This window comes from Caulobacter sp. 05L422, from assembly GCF_056397765.1.
Genome location: NZ_JBFTOB010000011.1, coordinates 106,861 through 123,999, shown reverse-complemented (window position 1 = coordinate 123,999; position 17,139 = coordinate 106,861). Strand labels below are relative to the sequence as shown.

The following is a 17,139-nucleotide window of genomic DNA, read 5'->3' as shown; positions in this document are numbered from 1 at the left end:
CGGGGCTGAGCCTTAACGGCCGGCTTCGCGTTCAATGCCTGCATGCCAAGCGGAGACGAGCGATGATCGACCTCTACACCTGGACCACGCCCAACGGCCGCAAGATCCCGATCGCCCTGGAGGAGATGGGGTTGGAGTATCGGGTCCATCCGGTCGACATCGGCCAGAACCAGCAGTTCGCGCCCGATTTCCTGAGCATCTCGCCTAACAACAAGATCCCCACCATCGTCGACCACGACGCGCCAGATGGGCCGCAGTCGGTGTTCGAGAGCGGGGCGATCCTGGTCTATCTGGCCGAGAAGACCGGCAAGCTGCTGGCCCCGTCGGGTCCGGACCGGGTGGCGGCGCTGGAATGGACCTTCTGGCAGGTCGGGGGCCTGGGGCCGATGGCCGGCCAGCTGGGCTATTTCGCCCTGCGCGCGCCGGAACCGATCGAGCTGGCCATCGACCGCTTCGCCGACGAGGTGCGGCGGCTGCTGGGGGTGATGGAGGGGCGGCTGGAGAAGGTCCAGTACCTGGCCGGGACGGACTATTCGATCGCCGACATCGCCAGCTACGCCTGGACCAAGGCCTCGCTGGAGGTGCTGGAGAAGATCCAGCCCGACCGGCCGCCGTTGCCGTCGGTGCGGCGCTGGCTGGACCTGGTCGGCGAGCGCGCGGCCGTGCGCCGGGGCATGGCCGTGCCGAAGATTTAAGCCGGCGGGCGCTGTTTCGGCGCCTGGATCTTCGTCGTCATCACGTCGATCAGCTCGATGCGGAAGATCATCACGCTGTTGCCGGGGATCGGGCCCTTGTCCTGGGCGCCGTAGCCCAGTTCCGGCGGCACATAGAGCGTCCATTCGTCGCCCGGACGCATCATGACCAGGGCTTCGCGCCAGGCCGGCACCAGTCCCTGCAGCGGGAACGAGGCAGGCACGCCGCGCTCGTAGGAGCTGTCGAACACCGTGCCGTCGACCAGCTTGCCCTCGTAGTTGACCTTGACCTCGTCGGTCGGGCTGGGCTTGGGGCCGCTCGCCGGACCCGAACGGACGATCTTGTACTGCAGGCCGTCGGCCAGGGTGACGACGCCCGGCTGCTTGGCGTTTTCGGCCATGAAGGCCTGGGCGACGGCCAGGCTTTCCTGCTGCTTCTTGCTGGGACCGCAGGCGGACAGGGCCAGAGTCGCGCCGAGGGCGAGGGCTGCGAGGGCGAAGCTTAGGGGGCGGATCATGGGACGGCGGACTCCGACGAACATTCGTCCGTGCTAGACCATTTCGCGCTCGCCCGCGCGCCGATTTTGGGCGCTCCCCGGTTTGGCCCAGGTTTGAGACGCATAGTCACAGAACAGTGGTGGCGCGAGATCGCGGCGCGCCCTAGAAACCGTCCCCACCCAGTGACCGCTCACGAGGCCTTCATGAAACCCGTCCGTAAAGCCGTCCTTCCCGTCGCGGGCTTCGGCACCCGGGTCCTGCCCGGCACCAAGACCACCCCGAAGGAGCTGCTCAACGTCGTGGACAGGCCGATCCTGTCCTACATCGTCGAGGAAGGCCGCGCGGCGGGCATCGAGCACTTCGTCTTCGTGACGGGCCGCAACAAGGGCGCGATCGAGGACTATTTCGACCACCAGGTCGAGCTGGAGGTCGCCCTGGCCGCCAAGGGCAAGACCGCCCTGCTGGAAGAGCTGCTCGGCGAGCTGCCCAAGCCCGGCGAGATGAGCTTCGTGCGCCAGATGGCCCCCCTGGGCCTGGGCCACGCGGTGTGGTGCGCCCGCGACATCATCGGCGACGAGCCGTTCGCGGTGATGCTGCCCGACATGGTGATGTCGGCCAGCCAGCCGGCCCTGGCCCAGGCCATCGAGGCCTACGACCAGAAGGGCGGCAACATCGTGGTGGTCGAGCCAGCCCCCGAGGGTATGGCCCACCAGTACGGCATCGTGGCGCTGGACGGCCAGGACGGCCGCTTGAACCGCATGACCGGCATGGTCGAGAAGCCGCCGAAGGGCACCGAGCCCTCGAACCTGTTCATCTCGGGCCGCTACATCCTGCAGCCGGAAATCTTCGACCTGCTGGCTCAGCAGGGCAAGGGCGCCGGCGGCGAGATCCAGCTGACCGACTCGATGCTGTCGCTGCTGAAGACCCAGGACTTCCACGCTCTTGAGTACGAGGGCGAGACCTATGACTGCGGCGACAAGATCGGCCTGCTGCGGGCGAACGTGGCCCTGGCCCTGAAGCGCCCCGACCTGGCCGACGCCGCGCGGGAAATGATCAAGGGGCTGCTGTAGGCTTCATCAAATCCCTCTCCCCTTGCGGGAGAGGGTGGCCTCCGAAGGAGGTCGGGTGAGGGGTTGAAGAACAGAAACGCCGCGACAGCCGTTGGGCCGGTCGCGGCGTTTTGCTTTTGCGAGACCCCTCATCCGTCGGCTTTCGCCGACACCTTCTCCCGCAAGGGGAGAAGGAAGGATCAGACCGCGCGCGGCGGGTAGCCCTTCTCGCGCAGGGCGTCCATGACGTCCTGGGTGTGCTGGGCGTCGCGGGTCTCGATGGTGATGTCGAACTCCGCGCCCTTGGCCGGCACGTCCAGGGCCAGGCGGTTGTGGTTGACCTCGATGATGTTGGCGCCCATCGAGCCGATGACGCTGGCGACGGTGGACAGCAGGCCGGGACGGTCGTCGCCGACGATGCGCAGGGACACCAGGCGCTGGGCGCGCACCAGCTCGCGGGTCAGGACCGAGGCCAGCAGGCGGGTGTCGATATTGCCGCCGCACAGGATCAGGCCGCACTTCTTGCCGCGGAACCGCTCGGGATAGGCCAGCAGGGCCGCCAGGGAGGCGGCGCCCGCGCCCTCGGCGATGGTCTTCTCGACGTTGCAGTACAGGGCCACGGCCTGCTCGATGTGCGGCTCCTCCAGCAGCAGCACGTCGTCCAGCAGCGGCCGGGCGACGCCGTAGGTCAGCTCGCCCACCTGCTTGACCGCCACGCCCTCGGCTATGGTCTGGCCGCCGCAATGGGCCGCGACGCCGCGCATCTTGGCGGTGAAGGACGGATACATCGCCGGTTCGCAGCCGATGATGCGGATGTCGGGCTTGATGGCCTTGGCGGCGGTGGCCACGCCGCTGATCAGGCCGCCGCCGCCGATCGGCACGGGCATGATCTCCAGGTCGGGCGCGTCTTCCAGCATCTCCAGGGCGATCGTGCCCTGGCCGGCCATGATGTCGTAGTCGTCGAACGGGTGGACGAAGGTCAGGTCCTGCTCGGCCTGCAGCTTGCGGGCGTGGGCGCTGGCGTCGTCATAGGTCTCGCCCTCGATGACCACGGTCGCCCCGAAGTCGCGGGTGTGCTGCACCTTGATGAAGGGGGTGGTCTTGGGCATGACGATGGTCACCGGCACCCCGAGGCGGGCGCCGTGATAGGCCAGGCCCTGGGCGTGGTTGCCGGCGCTGGCGGCGATGACGCCCTTGGCCTTTTCGGAGTTGGACAGCAGCATCAGCTTGTTCAGCGCGCCGCGCTCCTTGTAGGCGGCGGTGAACTGCAGGTTCTCGAACTTCACCCAGACTTCCGCGCCCGTGATCTTGGACAGCGTCTTGGAATAGCGGCAGGGCGTGCGCTCGATCTGGCCGGCGAGGCGGGCGGCGGCGGCGCGGATGGCGGTGATGTCGAGGGTCATAAAGGCAATGCTGCTTCTGCGTTGAGGCGACGAGACGTCAAGCCCGCATCGCTTCGTACATTTCTCGAAGCAGGGCTGCTAGCGGCTTTCGAGACCAGGCGCCGATACGGGCGTCCAGCCGCGCGCGATCGCCGACGATGCGCTGAGGTTCGCCCTCGCGGAAGAAGGCGGGATTGCTGACGATCTCGATGGATCGACCGGCGATCTCCTGCAGGATCTCGACCACGTCGCGCAGCTTGGTCCCGACCCCCGAGCAGAGGTTCAGGACGGGCCCCGGCTGGGCCTGGTCGATCAGGCGGACATAGGATTCGACCACGTCGTCGAGCGCGGAGATGTCGCGATAGAGATCGATGTTGCCCAGCTCGATCGTGTCGCGGTCTTCGGCGAAGTGCTTGACGATCTTGGGCACGAGGAAGTTCGGAGCCTGGCCGGGGCCGGTATAGTTGAACGGCCTCAGGACCTGGACCGGCAGGGACGGCTCCAGGCCGAACATGTGCTCCATGGCCAGCTTGCTGGCGGCGTAGTGGTTCAGCGGCGAGAGACGGGCGTCCTCGGCCAGGGGCTCGTCGGACGGGGCGTAGACCGTCGCGCTGCTGGCCACCAGGATCTGGGAGGGCTGGGCCTTGGTCCTCTTGAGCGCGTCGATCAGATTGGCGCCGCCGCCGACATTGACCTGATAGATCTCGGACAGCGACGGGTGGGCGGGGAAGGTCACGCCGGCCAGATGGACCACCACGTCGGGACGCACCTGGTCCAGGGCGGCTGTCAGCGACTCCGGATCGGACAGGTCGCCGGCCACCTCATTGGGTCCGGAAGGCCGCCGGGCCATGCCGACGACCGTCCTGCCCTGATCGGAGAGCGCCTGGCCGAGTCGCCGGCCGGTGAGGCCGGTCGACCCGGTGATCAGGACGATCTCAGAACGAGGCGCCAACGGCGTTTCTCTTGAGGTCCGCTTCGACCATCATGCGGCTGAGTTCTTCGACCGAGGTCTTGGGCTCCCAGCCGAGTTCGCGCTTGGCCTTGTCGTAGTCGCCGAGCAGCAGCTCGACCTCGGCGGGGCGGAAGAACTTGGGATTGATGCGGACCAGGACCTTGCCGGTCTTGGTGCAGACGGCCTTCTCCTCGACGCCCGAGCCCGACCAGGCCAGCTCGATATCGGCGGCGCCGAACGAGAGGTCGACGAACTTGCGCACCGTGTGGGTCTGGTTGGTGGCCAGCACGAAGGTGTCGGGCGTGTGGTGCTCGAGCATCAGCCGCATGCCGTCGACATATTCGGCGGCGAAGCCCCAGTCGCGCTGGGCGTCCAGGTTGCCCAGTTCGAGCGCCTCGTCGGAGCCGAGCTTGATGCGAGCCACCGTGTTGGTGATCTTGCGGGTCACGAACTCCTGCCCGCGCAGGGGGGATTCGTGATTGAAGAGAATGCCGCTGGACGCGAACAGGTCGTAGGATTCCCGGTAGTTGACCGTCATCCAGTGCGCGTAGAGCTTGGCCACCGCATAGGGACTGCGGGGGTAGAACGGGGTGTCCTCGTTCTGCGGCACGGCCTGGACCTTGCCGTAGATCTCGGAGCTGGACGCCTGGTAGAAGCGGATCGACTTGTCGACGATCCGGATCGCTTCCAGCAGGTTCAGCGGGCCCAGGCCCGTGGCCTGGGCCGTCGCCATCGGCTGGTCGAACGAGACGCCCACGAAGCTTTGGGCGGCCAGGTTGAAGACGTGCGTCGGGCGGGTGGTTTCCAGCAGCCGGATGGCCGAGCCGAGATCGAGCAGGTCGTACTCGACCAGCTCGAAGTTGTCGGCGCCCTGAAGACCTAGTTCGTTGATCCGCCAGAAGTTGCTCGAACTCGTCCGACGGAACGTGCCATAAACCTTGTATCCTTGCTGAAGAAGGATTTGGGCCAAGTAAGCACCATCTTGTCCGGTAATGCCGGTGACGATCGCAGTCTTCATATTCCCTCTCGTAACGACCTCAGAGGGCCGAATTTTCTATTTCTCTGCTTAGGCAATTGGCGGAACGATCAAAATGGTGGTCTCAGGCGTATGCGCCCGAGAACCAATCCTCAGTTGCCCCAAAGAATTTGATCCTGCCGCCTTCCATGACGCAGACTTTATTGCAGACATGTTTCACGAGGTCCACGCTGTGCGTCGCCAGGACCAGGATGCTGGCGCGATTGACGAAGTCCTTCATGCGATCTTCGGCCTTGTGTACGAAGTCCGCGTCGCCGGCGCCGAGCCATTCGTCGAGGATCAGGACGTCCGGATCGAACGCGGTGGTCACGGCGAACATCAGGCGCGCCACCATGCCGGCCGAATAGGTGCGGACCGGAAGCTTGATGAACTGGGCCAGGCCCGAGAACTCGATGATCGAGTCCATCTTGTCCTCGATCAGCTTGCGCGGCACCAGGCGGGTCGTCGCGAGGTTGCGGATGTTCTCCAGGCCGGTCAGCTCCATGTCGAGCCCGGCGCCGGCGGCGATGGTCGAGGTCAGCGAACCGCGCACGGTCACGCGGCCGACCGTCGGCTCGTAGATGCCGGCGATGACCTTCAGCAGCGTGGTCTTGCCCGAGCCGTTGTGGCCCAGCAGCGCCAGGCGATCGCCTTCGGTGATCGAGAAGCTGACGCCGGACAGCGCGCGGACCACGGGCGAGGCGCTCTTCTGGTACATGCGACCGCCGACCGCCGCGTTGAACACGGTGGAGCGGAGGGACTGGGCGGTGACCGTGTAGATCGGATAGTCGAGAGTGACGTTCTCGACGTGGATGGCGTTGCTCATCTTTGTCTCACAGCCAGAAGATTACGCGCTTGCGGTACAGGCTCAGCATGATGACGCCCACGACGGTGCTGACGCCGAGCGTCGCCAGGCCCCAGAGCCAGTCCTGCCCCGCGGCGACGTGGCCCAGCAGGGGCTGACGGATCAGCTCGATCTGGTGCGCCAGCGGATTGTAGTCCAGCAGCACGCGACGGGGCCCCTTCATCTGGTCGCTGTGCCAGAAGACGGGGCTGAGGAAGAAGGCCACCTGGGCGCCCAGGCCGATCATGTGGCCCAGGTCGCGGAAGCGGGTGGAGGGGATCGCCACGATCAGGCTGATCATGAAGGTGTTGCCGTAGACCAGCAGCAGGCCGGGCAGGATCGTCCAGTGGGGGAACTTGAACAGGCCCACGCAGATGAGCAGGATCCAGGCGGTGATCAGCTGAGCCAGGAAGTTGATCACCATCCGGTACATGTGGATGAAGATCTGGAAGGACAGCGGCAGCTTCTGGACCTGCATCAGGCCCGCGCCCATCAGGAACGCGGTCGCGCCTTCGGCGATGGCGCCGCCGATCATCGCCCAGGCGATGATCCCGGTGATGACGAAGGGGAGGTTCTCGCGCCACGGAATGCCGAGCAGGCCGCCGAACACGAAGCTGAGCGCGAAGGCCAGCGCCAGGACGCCCGAGGACATCCAGAACGGGCCCAGGACGGTACGGTGGAATCGAGCGAGGGTTTGACGCCAGCCGAGCGCCGCCCAGAGCGGCGCGAGCTTAACCCCGTCCCGAAGGTCTGCGAGACCCGCAGACAGAATTTTGAACATTAGATCACCATTATGCGTGATGGACGCGGCGTCTCGGACCGGTTGGGGAGAACGATCGAGATCCGCGGGAAAGGGAGAGAACAGCGCCGCTTCGCAAGCGAAAAGTACATCATCGGCGCCGCTGAGGCAGAATTTCGTCAAGGACGGACAGCATGAGCTCGCACTGGGACGCGGTCTGAGCGGCCACGGCGCGGGCGTCGTACGAGGCGAGATTGTAGAGTTTGACGATCAAACGCTCCAACGGACCAAAGCGCATGATGGGGCCGCCCCACCAGGTGTTGCGGATCCAATCGGGCGCCTTGTCGCGCGGCAGGCCGCGGACGCGCAGGATCTCGGTGTTGGCCCTCATCGCCTCGAGGGCCGCCAGGGCATGGGCCGAAGGGGCGCGCAGGCCATGGCCCTCGGTTCCCTGCGACAGGCTCGGAAGAGGCTGTTTGCCCTCCACGGCCAGGGTCAGGCGCGCGGCGTGCACGAGCGCGCGGGACCGGACGGCGACCTGTTCGCGATAGACCGCGACGTCGCGGTCGAGGGTCGCGGGGGTCGCCAGCGGCGGCGAGGCCAGGGTTTCGGCGGCGTCGTCCGCGGCGAGGCGCTGCAGGCGGTTCATCAGTCGGCGACGACGCCAGGCCAGCATGTCGGACCGCAGGGCCAGCTCCGCCTCCGGCGTGCGTTCCGACGCGGTGTAGGTGGCGTGCGCGAGCAGGCGCGGATCGACGCCCTCGCCGCTCTTCGGGGGGATGGAGGTCTTGCCAAGCGCGCCCAAGGTTTTCTTAGGACTCGGCATCACTCGCTTCCCTTTCGGGCTCCGGCTCGCTCCGCCACCAGGCCGGCGACCATGCCGTAGAGGCGCCGCGCCAGGATCGCGGGATGGTTGGCGGCGACCCAGGCCTGCTGCTGATTGAGCAGGCGGGCCTGTTCACGGGGGTGCTCGTAGATCGACATCGCTGTCTCGGCGAACGCGGCGACATCGCCGATGTCCTCCATCGCCACCACCTGCTTGAACTCGTCGAAGATCGCCTCGCGGGACGCCAGGATCGGCCGGGCGGCGCTGAGGGCGCGACGGATCGAGGAGCTGGCCGATTCCCGGGTCGGACGATTGGGCAGCATGATCACGTCCGCGGCCTGCAGCAGCAGCACCGACTCCTCGTGCGAGAGATAGTCGGTGACCATGATCACGTTCGGCTCGACGCCCCGATCGAGGATGATGCTCTCGATCCGCTCGATTTCCTGGCGGGAGACGGGGTTGGGATACTCGGCGTTGATCATCAGCAGCAACGCGTTGCGATAGCGCTCGCGCACCAGCTTCAGCACGTCGATGGCGGCGTCCAGGCCCTTGTTGGGCAGGAAGAAGCCGTAGGTGGCGAGGATCGGCCGGTGATCCTCCAGGGCCAGGGCCGAGCGCACGCCTTCCAGGTCGCGCGGGAACGAGTCGAACGACAGCACCGGCAGCAGCGACAGCTTCTCGGCGTCGACGAACTCGCGCATCAGGTTGAGGTCGGCCGGGTTGTGCACCAGAACCCGGTCGATGCATTTCCAGAGGTCGGGGGCGCTCTTCAGACGCGCGGCGGGCGACTCCTCGCCCCGCACCTCGATGGCGTGAAGCTCGATCACCGTGGCGATCTGCTGGGCGTGGAACGCCTTCACCAGCCGCTCCAGCGGCTGCATGCTGAAGAAGCCGTGGTTGAACTGGATGACGACCGACTTGCAGCCCGAGTTCATCACCTCGGTGAACGTCGGCGTCATGTCGCCGTCGAGGTGATCGCTCCAGGTGATGCGGAAGGGCGCGTGCAGGTCGCGCGTCTCCCGCTTGTCCTTGTTGGTCAGCACCAGCGGATCGACGGCGTTGTTGGGCGCCTCGTCGAGATACGAGATCGAGTAGTCGCTGATGCCGCACCGCGAACCGTAGGTGGACATCCAGGCGACGTTGTGCCGGATCGACGGGGCGGGCTTGGCCTCGACGGCCTTGGCGGCCTGGGCGATCTCCCGGCCGACGTCACCCCAGCTCGGCAGCTTGGCCAGGCCGTGCGTCGCGGCGGTCTTGCCGCGGGCCGGCTTGCCGGCGGCGGCGACCGCCTCCTTGAGCGCCCGGCGCGCGTCGGCCTCGGCGACCGTCGACCACACCGAGCCGGACTGGTTGAGGTGGCTGCGGGCCTGCTCGTAGGTCCAGGGGACGTTGATCTCACGCTCGGTCTGCGGGAAATCCGCCAGAGCCGAGTGTCGCGGGAAGATGACCGTCTTGTTCAGGCCGATCGCCTCGCCCACGGGGAAGCCGTAGCCCTCGCCGCGGCTGAAGGTCACGATGGCGTCGGCTCGCCGCTGCAGCCAGAGCATCTCGTCGAGATCGCGCTCGTCGTGGTCGACGATCAGCTGCGGGGCGTCGGGCAGATTGAAACCGTTCTCGGCCCATAGCCGGTCGATCTCGTTGTGCGGGTTCCGGAAGGTCTTGATGTAGAGGACGATGTCGTCGGTGATCGTGAATTCCCGACGATAGGCGGCCAGCAGGGTGTCGATCCCCTTGCGGGGGAAGGCCGACGAGACGTGCAGCAGCAGCTTGGCGTCCTTGGGGATGTAGTCGCCGAAAGCCGGCTTCTTGCCGACTTCGCCCGCTTCGATCTTGGCGCGCAGGGCCGTGTCGATCGCGCAGCCGACCACGGGCGTCGGGCCCGCGTAGCCGCTGTCGCGCAAGGCCTTGGCCACGAAGTGGCTGGGGCAGAACACCGCGTCGAGATGGGTGTTGAAACGCTGGATGATCCAGTCGGGAACCAGCGACTCTTCCCAGAAGAAATAGGACGCCTGGTAGAGGCCGCGGGCGTCGATCGGACGCGGCGGCCACATGTTGTCGATCACCCAGCGTCGCGACTGGATCTTCACCGGCTTTTCGACCGCGGCCGCCAGGGCCGGCATGGTCTTGGTGTCGTCCGGGGTCGGCTGGAAGTCGCCGCCGCCCTCGGTGAGCTGCCGTTCGGTGGCCGTGCCGAAATTGGCCTCGAGGCCGTCGGCCAGGTTGCGGTTGACGATCGACAGCGAGTAGCTGCCGAAGAACGGACCGCGGACGGTCATCGGACGCTCGCCCTCGAAGGCGGTCTCCAGATCGCCGGCGGGGATGGCGGCGATCGGCGCCAGGGCGTCGCGCAGGGCGTCGTAGATCTTCGGCGTGTCGTAGCGCAGGCGCGCCGTGCGCTGGCTGGCGATGACGTTGCGACGGCCTTCGCGGCCGGTCAGCAGCGGCGCCAGGGCGTCGGCCACGTCGTCGGCGCCCGCCTGGGGCGACAGCAGCACGCCGCCGCCGTTCAGGGTCTCGGAAATGGCGCCGACGTCGCGCGCGACCACCGGAAGGTCGTTGATGAACGCCTCGACGATCGGAACGCAGAAGCCTTCGTGGTTGCTGAGCACGGCCAGGACGTCGGCGGTGCGATAGTAGCCGGCCAGGTCCGAGTCGCTGACATGGCCGACGATGTCGATGATGTCTTCCAGGTCCGCGTCGGCGATGGCGCGGCGCACGGCGGCGTAATAGGGGTCGCTTTCGCCGTAGCTGCCCACGACGCGCCACTTGAAGTTCAGGCCCGGGACCTGGCGGTCGCGCAGGGCCTTGGCGGCCTGCACCAGTTCCAGGTGGCCCTTGTTGGGGGCGATGCGGCCCACGGTCAGGATGTTGCGGACCGATTGAAGCTCGTCCAGCCGGTCGAAGGTGACTTCCTGCTGGGCGCGCGACGCCAGGTCGACCAGCACCGGCACGACGGCCACGGGCTTGCCGGTGAACGGCTTGAGGCCCTCGCCGTTGAAGCTGGAGTCGGCCAGCAGCACGTCGCAGGCCTTGCAGACGGCTTCGAGCTGATCGAGGCCCTTCTTGGCGTAGGCCGCCATGAAGGGGACGTTGGCGAAGAATTCGGGCGGCGTGATGTTGTGATAGATCAGCGCCTTGCGCTGCGGCAGGGCCAGCACGTCGTCGAGGCGGTCGTGGCCCAGCGAGTGGTGGTAGATCAGCGTCGCGCTCTTGTCGGGGCGCAGCTGGCTGAGCGGTTTGATCTTGCCCGCGATCTTGGGGTCGATGTGTTCGGCGTAGACGTCGCCGTCGATGCCAGCGCTTCTCAGCAGCTTCTGGAGATAGAGCATCCCATTTGTGATGGCGTCGCCGTAGGCCGAGCCGGAATGGAATTGGTCTATGCGCATTGGGCGGACACTCTGAGCATTGGCCGAATGCCGGCTCGGCTAGATGGGAGAAGCGTCGTGTTGGCCTGGCGGCTGCTCCGCCAAGCCAGGCTGGCGAAGCGGCCGGAGCCGCCTCCCGGGGGGAAGCGGCTCCGTACGACTAGAGGGCGAAGCCGATGTCGGAGAACGGCGCGTCGTAGTAGCGACGCCAGTTGTCCTTATCGATGATGTGCAGGCGCGGCAGGGGCAGCACGATCTTGCCGCCGCGTTGCAGGAACTCCTGTTCGTCGTCCAGGATCTCCTTGCGGAAGTGCCAGATCAGCACGAACAGATAGTCCGGCTTGGCCTCGCGCATGGCTTCCTGGGTGATGATCGGGATACGCGTGCCCGGGGTGACCAGGCCGTCCTTGACCTTCTGGCGGTCGCAGATGGCCGGCAGGTCGTCCTTGGTGATCCCGCAGTAGTGCAGGGTGATGTTGCCCTTGGTCGAGGCGCCGTAGCCGTAGACCGTCTTGCCCATCGCCTTGGCGGTGTCGAGGAAGTTGCGGACTTCGTCGCGGTGCGACTCGACGCGGTCGCGGAAGCGCTGGTAGGGGCCAAAGCCCTTCAGCGGCGCTTCGTAGGCCAGGATGCTGTCGATGTGGGCCTGGTTGGAGACGTATTCGGCGTCCTGGTGGCAGGCCACCACGTCGAAGCTGCCGCCGTTCATCTCGTTGAAGTAGACGTCGATGGCGCGCATGCCGGCGCGCTTCAGCATGAAGTCGATCTGGGTCATGGCCAGATAGGTCACGTGTTCGTGGCAGGCCTGATCGTAGGTCAGGTTGGTCAGGAACAGCGGCAGCCACGACAGCTCGAAGCGCCAGATGCCGTCGGCGGCCAGGACTTCGGCGATCTGGTTGAAGAAGGTCTGCGGATCATCGATGTCGTAGAGCATCGCGATCGACGAGACGATCTTGCACTTCTTGTCGCCGATCAGCTTGCGGACGTTGTCGGCCGAGAAGAAGTCGTAGACGACGCGGATGTCCGGATCGAAGCTGTCCTTGAACTTCTCGCTCGACGGGTCGTTGCCGATCCGAACCAGGCCATGGCCGCCATAGTAGTTCAGCGAGGTGCCGTCGTTGCAGCCGATGTCCAGGACGATTTCGCCCGGCTTCGGCTTGGCGATCGCTAGGTTCTCGTCGACCTTCTTCTTCAGGTGCTCGAGCATGGCCGGGCTGGTGGACGAGCGATAGCCGTAGGTGGTGCCGTACATCTGGCTGACGTCGGCGCTGTGGCGCAGCTGGACCAGACCGCAGACGTCGTCGCCCGAGCACACCAGCAGCTCCAGCGGCGACTTCATGGGATCCGGCGATTCAGGGTGCGGGAAGATCCCGCTAAGCGCCTGATTTCCCAGATCGATCACGGGGAGCAGGTTCGTGTTGCCGCAGATCCTGCAGCTCGTGTGAATTTGAGTCATTTCATCCTACTTGTTAGGCAAGGCTTGGTGAGAGCAGACATTCGGATAGCCATCAACAAGCTAGGCCCGGTCGTCCCCATCGCTCCAAGTTTTCCAAGGGGCTTCGCCGCTGCTCCAAAGATCCTGAAGATGCTTGCGGTCGCGAACAGTGTCCATAGGGTGCCAGAAGCCCGGATGGGTGAAGGCGTGCAGTTGCCCTTCCGCGGTCAGACGCTCCAGCGGCTCCTGCTCCCAGACGGTCGAGCTCTCGTCGATGTAGTCGATCACCTTCGGCGACAGGACGAAGAAGCCGGCGTTGATCCAGGCGGCGGCGTTGTCGCGTTTCTCGGCGAAGGAGGAGACGCGGTCGCCGTCCAGCTTGACCTCGCCGAACCGGCCCGGGGGGCGCGCCACGGTCACCGTGGCCAGGCGCCCGTGGGCCTTGTGGAATTCGATCGAGCGCCCGATGTCGAGGTCGGTGACGCCGTCACCGTAGGTGAAGCAGAAGTCGTCGCCGTCGAGATAGGGCGCCACGGCCTTGAGGCGGCCGCCGGTCATCGCGGATTGGCCGGTGTCGACCAGCGTTACGCGCCACGGCTCGGCCCGCTTATGATGAATAGTGGTGGTGTTTTTGCCGAGGTCGAAGGTGACGTCGGAAGAGTGCAAAAAGTAGTTGGCGAAGTACTCTTTGATCACATAGCCTTTGTATCCGAGGCAAATGACAAAGTCATTAATGCCATGCGTCGAATAGCTTTTCATGATGTGCCAAAGTATAGGCTGTTCGCCCACAGTCACCATGGGCTTCGGGCGACTTTCTGTTTCCTCGGAGAGGCGGCTTCCTAAGCCGCCAGCGAGAATAACTGCTTTCATAACTGCGCCCGTATCCTCGCCTATCACACGCTTCGCACTCGCTATTGCGTTTAGGTCGCGAAGTCAATCGGCACTTCCTGGGCGTTAAAAAAATTAGCTCTGAGCGGAGATCATCGCCGGCAGTCTGGACGAGTTCAACGGCTGACTGTTAAAGCCTCACCGCCCGTTCGCGCCAATCAGGAACGACGCGATTATATGGAAGCGAATACATGAGTGACGAGCGTGTCAGTCGATTTGCACCGACGTCGGAGTTTTGGCGCGACAAACGTGTCCTGCTGACGGGGCATACCGGCTTCAAGGGAAGCTGGCTCGTTCTTTGGTTGAACGCCCTGGGCGCGAAGGTGCGCGGCTTCAGCCTGGAGCCGGACACCGAACCGTCCCTGTTCCGCAGGCTGAACCTCGAAACCGTCTGTGATCATCGGATCGGCGACATCCGGGACGTGGCCGCGGTGCGCTCGGCTTTCGCGGAGTTCGACCCCGAGATCGTGCTGCACATGGCCGCCCAGCCGCTGGTGCGGCGCTCCTATCGCGATCCGCTCGATACGCTGTCGACCAACGTGCTGGGCACGGCCAACGTGCTGGACGCCTGTCGCGACCTGCCGAGCCTCAAGGCGATCGTCTCGGTCACCACCGACAAGTGCTATCTCAACAACGAGTGGGCCTACAGCTATCGCGAAAACGATCCGCTCGGGGGCGCCGACCCCTACAGCGCGTCCAAGGCCTGCGCCGAGATCGTCTCGTCGTCCTGGCGCGCGTCGTTCTTCTCGAAGGAGACGAACGGTCGACCCGCCGTGGCCCTGGCGACGGCGCGGGCCGGCAACGTGTTCGGCGGCGGCGACTGGTCCGAGGACCGCCTCATCCCAGATTGCTCGCGCGCCTTCCTGAGCAACGCGCCCGTGCAGCTGCGCTTCCCCGCCGCCGTGCGGCCCTGGCAGTTCGTGCTGGAGCCTCTGGCCGGCTATCTGATGCTGGCCCAGGCCCTGGTCGAGGAAGGCGCGCCCTACGCCAAGGCCTGGAACTTCGGTCCGCGCAACGAGCAGCTCCTGACGGTCGGCGAGGTCGTCGACGGCTTCGCGGCGGCGTGGGGCCAGGGCGCCAGCGCCGAACACCAGGCGCAGGCCGACGCGCCGCACGAGGCGGGCCTGCTGCTGCTCGACTCGGGCCTGGCCAATCGCGAACTGGGCTGGCGTCCCCGGCTGGAGGTCGACGAAGCCCTGGAGGCGACGGCGCGCTGGTACCGCGCGGCGCACGCCGGCGAGGACCTGATCGCCCTGTCCCTGGAGCAGATCGCTCGTTTCGGCACGCGGTCCGGAGGGGCCTGACGGTGAACGTCCTCATCACGGGGGCGACGGGGTTCATCGGCGAGCAGTTGACGCGCCGCCTCGTGGCTTCCGGGCTCCGACCCCACCTCCTGCTGCGGCCCGACAGCGATTTCTCGCGGCTGGCCGACCTGGGCGACGCGATCGTCGTGCACCGCCACGCCGGCGGGCTGGACGACATGAACCGCATCATCGAGGCGGCGGAGCCGGAGACGGTGTTCCACCTGGCCTCGCTGGCCATCTCGCAGCACCGGCCCGATCAGGTCGAACCGCTGGTGCTGGGCAACGTCCTGTTCCCGGCCTTGCTGATGGAGGCCATGGCCGGCGCGGGCGTGCGCCGCTTCGTCAACATGGGCAGCGCCTGGCAGCATTTCAGCGGCCCGGACTACGATCCGGTCTGCCTCTACGCGGCCACCAAGCAGTCCTGCGAGAACTTCCTGGCCTACTACGCCGTGGCTTCGGGCATGGCCTCGGTGTCGCTGAAGCTCTTCCACGCCTACGGGCCGTACGATCCGCGGCCCAGGCTGATGAACGTGTTGTGCCGCGCGGCGCGGGACGGCGGGCGGCTGTCGATGTCGCCGGGGCATCAGATCGTCGACCTGGTCTATATCAGCGACATTCTCGACGCCCTGCTGCGGTCGGACGCGCTGATGGCCTCGGGCGAGCTTCAGGGGGCCAAGGCCTATGGCATCCCCTCGGGCCGGCCGATGACCGTGCGCGAGGTGGTGCGCACGACCTCCGAGACCCTGGGCCGCCCCATCGAAGTCGACTGGGGCGTCCTGCCCTACAAGGCGCGCGAGATCATGGCGCCGGTCTCGACGGGAGAAACCCTGCCGGGATGGACGCCGGCGACGTCGTTCGAGCACGGCGTGCGGCGGGTCTACGACTCGCTCGACACCACCTCTTCCGGCGCGCTCTGAGCCCTTCGAATCTGAGCCCTTCGAAATGGATGACTCTCCGCATCCGCCGGACGGCGGATGCGGAGGGCGTCCGCGGAGCCTAGGTCACCCCGGCGCGCTGTTCCATTTCGCCGATCTGGGTCAGCAGGGCGTCGACGTCGTCGATGCGCCAGGGGCTGACCACGTCGCGGGCCGTGTCGGGGAAGTCGTACGGGATGGAGGTGACTTCCAGGCCGCAACGATGACCCAGCCATTTGAACAGGTGGTAGTCCGGACCCAGGCAGTTCATCTCCAGCACGTGGCTGCCGGGATGACAGAAGGCGATGTTGGTCATGCCGCTGCCGACGGCGCTGACCACGACCTTGGCCTTGGCGAAGGTGAGCACTTCCTGCGCGAAGTCCATGCCCGAGGCCATGACGATCGAATATCCGCGGGTGCGCAGGATGTCGATCAAGGCGCCTTCATTGGCCATGACGCGGCTGCCCGAGTCGAAGCGGGCCAGGTAGACCTTCTCGCCGGTGGTGGCGGGCGGGTTGTTCGCGGCGACGATGTCGCGCAGTCGCCGGCAAATGGAGACCAGGCGGCTGGAGATCACGCTGGACTGGTTCTGCAGGTCGCTCGGATAGAGCAGGTGCTCGCAGCGATAGACGCCGGCGCCGATTTCCAGGATGCGCTCGGGGCCGATGCCCAGCTGGGCGAGCGACTGGCGCTGCCAGAAGGCGAGGCGCGGCAGGATCAGCTTCACCCGGTCGAAATTCGGCGACCGCTGGGCGATCTCGAGCGACGCCAGGCACTGGGCGAACCAATGGAAATAGACGTTGTGCGACCAGTTGGCCAAGCACAGCCACCAGCCGTCGAGATCGATGATCTCGGAGCCGTCGTTGTTTTCCTGGGTCGAGGCGCTGAAGCTCTCGAGCGAGGCGACGTTCAGCGTCAGGCTTTCCTCGAGCATCTCGAACTTGCTGTTGCAGACGCTGAAGGGGTTGCCGAGCACGCAGCCGCCCTTGAAGTAGGCGATCTCGCCCGGCCAGATCGGGAACTGCCCGGGCACGTCCTCGGCGGGAAAGATTTCGCTGATGCCGTCGCGACCCGCTCCGGAGCCGATGGCCTCCAGCGTCGTCGCCGGCAGCCTGTGCGGCCCCTTCAGAGCGACCAGCGTGGGCCGCATATGGAAATTCAACGCACGAGGCATACACTAACCCTCACCGGGATGAAGACGTCTTGATCGCTAGGGATCGACGCGCATCGACAGAA

The 17,139-nt window shown here is 66.1% G+C and carries 15 protein-coding genes and 1 pseudogene; 4 read left to right on the top strand and 12 right to left on the bottom strand.

What is annotated here, in order from left to right; all coding sequences use genetic code 11:
* The first annotated feature begins 62 nt into the window (after positions 1–62).
* Positions 63–695, top strand: a complete 633-nt coding sequence (locus tag AC1DMQ_RS12315) for a glutathione S-transferase N-terminal domain-containing protein (RefSeq protein WP_477033851.1) — start codon at positions 63–65, stop codon at positions 693–695.
* On the opposite strand, the gene AC1DMQ_RS12310 is transcribed toward AC1DMQ_RS12315, so the two are convergent.
* Positions 692–1,210 carry an FKBP-type peptidyl-prolyl cis-trans isomerase gene (locus tag AC1DMQ_RS12310; protein WP_477033850.1) on the bottom strand — a complete coding sequence of 173 codons (519 nt, stop codon included), beginning with the start codon at positions 1,208–1,210 and terminating at the stop codon, positions 692–694. The two genes, AC1DMQ_RS12315 and AC1DMQ_RS12310, sit on opposite strands and share 4 nt — an antisense overlap.
* A gap of 183 nt (positions 1,211–1,393) precedes the next feature.
* Between AC1DMQ_RS12310 and AC1DMQ_RS12305 the strand changes: the two genes are divergently transcribed.
* Entirely contained in the window at positions 1,394–2,260 is an 867-nt protein-coding gene (locus AC1DMQ_RS12305) for a UTP--glucose-1-phosphate uridylyltransferase (RefSeq protein ID WP_477033849.1), read from the top strand.
* 11 nt (positions 2,261–2,271) lie between these two features.
* Here the strand turns inward: AC1DMQ_RS12305 and AC1DMQ_RS12300 are convergent.
* The 10 genes and pseudogenes from AC1DMQ_RS12300 to rfbF all read right to left on the bottom strand — a co-directional run.
* Positions 2,272–2,424: pseudogene (locus tag AC1DMQ_RS12300) on the bottom strand (hypothetical protein); the annotation flags it as partial.
* Positions 2,425–2,439: 15 nt separating this feature from the next.
* Positions 2,440–3,642, bottom strand: coding sequence for a threonine ammonia-lyase (locus AC1DMQ_RS12295; protein WP_477033848.1), 1,203 nt, complete (start codon positions 3,640–3,642; stop codon positions 2,440–2,442).
* Between the two features lie 37 nt (positions 3,643–3,679).
* Entirely contained in the window at positions 3,680–4,573 is an 894-nt protein-coding gene (locus tag AC1DMQ_RS12290; RefSeq protein ID WP_477033847.1) for an NAD-dependent epimerase/dehydratase family protein, read from the bottom strand.
* Positions 4,557–5,591: a GDP-mannose 4,6-dehydratase gene (gmd, locus tag AC1DMQ_RS12285; protein WP_477033846.1), complete on the bottom strand. Its 1,035-nt coding sequence runs from the start codon at positions 5,589–5,591 to the stop codon at positions 4,557–4,559. The genes AC1DMQ_RS12290 and gmd overlap by 17 nt, the downstream gene beginning before the upstream one ends.
* Before the next feature lie 82 nt (positions 5,592–5,673).
* Positions 5,674–6,414, bottom strand: coding sequence for an ABC transporter ATP-binding protein (locus AC1DMQ_RS12280; RefSeq protein WP_477033845.1), 741 nt, complete (start codon positions 6,412–6,414; stop codon positions 5,674–5,676).
* 7 nt (positions 6,415–6,421) lie between these two features.
* Positions 6,422–7,213, bottom strand: coding sequence for an ABC transporter permease (locus AC1DMQ_RS12275; RefSeq protein ID WP_477033844.1), 792 nt, complete (start codon positions 7,211–7,213; stop codon positions 6,422–6,424).
* 109 nt (positions 7,214–7,322) lie between these two features.
* Complete coding sequence (locus tag AC1DMQ_RS12270; RefSeq protein WP_477033843.1) at positions 7,323–7,997, bottom strand: hypothetical protein; 675 nt, start codon at positions 7,995–7,997, stop codon at positions 7,323–7,325.
* Positions 7,997–11,383 (bottom strand): glycosyltransferase family 4 protein, encoded by a 3,387-nt coding sequence (locus AC1DMQ_RS12265; RefSeq protein ID WP_477033842.1) that lies wholly within the window; start codon positions 11,381–11,383, stop codon positions 7,997–7,999. The genes AC1DMQ_RS12270 and AC1DMQ_RS12265 overlap by 1 nt, the downstream gene beginning before the upstream one ends.
* A gap of 139 nt (positions 11,384–11,522) precedes the next feature.
* Positions 11,523–12,818, bottom strand: a complete 1,296-nt coding sequence (locus AC1DMQ_RS12260; protein WP_477033841.1) for a class I SAM-dependent methyltransferase — start codon at positions 12,816–12,818, stop codon at positions 11,523–11,525.
* Positions 12,819–12,878: 60 nt separating this feature from the next.
* Complete coding sequence (gene rfbF, locus AC1DMQ_RS12255; protein WP_477033840.1) at positions 12,879–13,667, bottom strand: glucose-1-phosphate cytidylyltransferase; 789 nt, start codon at positions 13,665–13,667, stop codon at positions 12,879–12,881.
* A 209-nt stretch (positions 13,668–13,876) separates the two neighbouring features.
* Here rfbF and rfbG point away from each other — a divergent pair, with 209 nt between their 5' ends.
* The gene (gene rfbG / locus AC1DMQ_RS12250; protein WP_477033839.1) at positions 13,877–14,989 is read left to right on the top strand and encodes a CDP-glucose 4,6-dehydratase; all 1,113 of its coding nucleotides are present in this window, start codon (positions 13,877–13,879) and stop codon (positions 14,987–14,989) included.
* A 2-nt stretch (positions 14,990–14,991) separates the two neighbouring features.
* A complete protein-coding gene (locus AC1DMQ_RS12245; protein ID WP_477033838.1) occupies positions 14,992–15,906 on the top strand; it encodes an NAD-dependent epimerase/dehydratase family protein in 915 nt (304 codons plus the stop codon).
* 79 nt (positions 15,907–15,985) lie between these two features.
* Here the strand turns inward: AC1DMQ_RS12245 and AC1DMQ_RS12240 are convergent, their stop codons facing one another.
* Positions 15,986–17,053, bottom strand: a complete 1,068-nt coding sequence (locus AC1DMQ_RS12240; RefSeq protein ID WP_477033837.1) for a glycosyltransferase family 61 protein — start codon at positions 17,051–17,053, stop codon at positions 15,986–15,988.
* Positions 17,054–17,139: the final 86 nt, after the last annotated feature.

Bases quoted from the DNA above. Each gene is read 5' to 3' on its own strand.
- AC1DMQ_RS12315 (WP_477033851.1), top strand. From the start codon at position 63: ATGATCGACCTCTACACCTGGACCACGCCCAACGGCCGCAAGATCCCG.
- AC1DMQ_RS12310 (WP_477033850.1), bottom strand. From the start codon at position 1,210: ATGATCCGCCCCCTAAGCTTCGCCCTCGCAGCCCTCGCCCTCGGCGCG.
- AC1DMQ_RS12305 (WP_477033849.1), top strand. From the start codon at position 1,394: ATGAAACCCGTCCGTAAAGCCGTCCTTCCCGTCGCGGGCTTCGGCACC.
- AC1DMQ_RS12295 (WP_477033848.1), bottom strand. From the start codon at position 3,642: ATGACCCTCGACATCACCGCCATCCGCGCCGCCGCCGCCCGCCTCGCC.
- gmd (WP_477033846.1), bottom strand. From the start codon at position 5,591: ATGAAGACTGCGATCGTCACCGGCATTACCGGACAAGATGGTGCTTAC.
- AC1DMQ_RS12280 (WP_477033845.1), bottom strand. From the start codon at position 6,414: ATGAGCAACGCCATCCACGTCGAGAACGTCACTCTCGACTATCCGATC.
- AC1DMQ_RS12275 (WP_477033844.1), bottom strand. From the start codon at position 7,213: ATGTTCAAAATTCTGTCTGCGGGTCTCGCAGACCTTCGGGACGGGGTT.
- AC1DMQ_RS12270 (WP_477033843.1), bottom strand. From the start codon at position 7,997: ATGCCGAGTCCTAAGAAAACCTTGGGCGCGCTTGGCAAGACCTCCATC.
- AC1DMQ_RS12265 (WP_477033842.1), bottom strand. From the start codon at position 11,383: ATGCGCATAGACCAATTCCATTCCGGCTCGGCCTACGGCGACGCCATC.
- AC1DMQ_RS12260 (WP_477033841.1), bottom strand. From the start codon at position 12,818: ATGACTCAAATTCACACGAGCTGCAGGATCTGCGGCAACACGAACCTG.
- rfbF (WP_477033840.1), bottom strand. From the start codon at position 13,667: ATGAAAGCAGTTATTCTCGCTGGCGGCTTAGGAAGCCGCCTCTCCGAG.
- rfbG (WP_477033839.1), top strand. From the start codon at position 13,877: ATGAGTGACGAGCGTGTCAGTCGATTTGCACCGACGTCGGAGTTTTGG.
- AC1DMQ_RS12240 (WP_477033837.1), bottom strand. From the start codon at position 17,053: ATGCGGCCCACGCTGGTCGCTCTGAAGGGGCCGCACAGGCTGCCGGCG.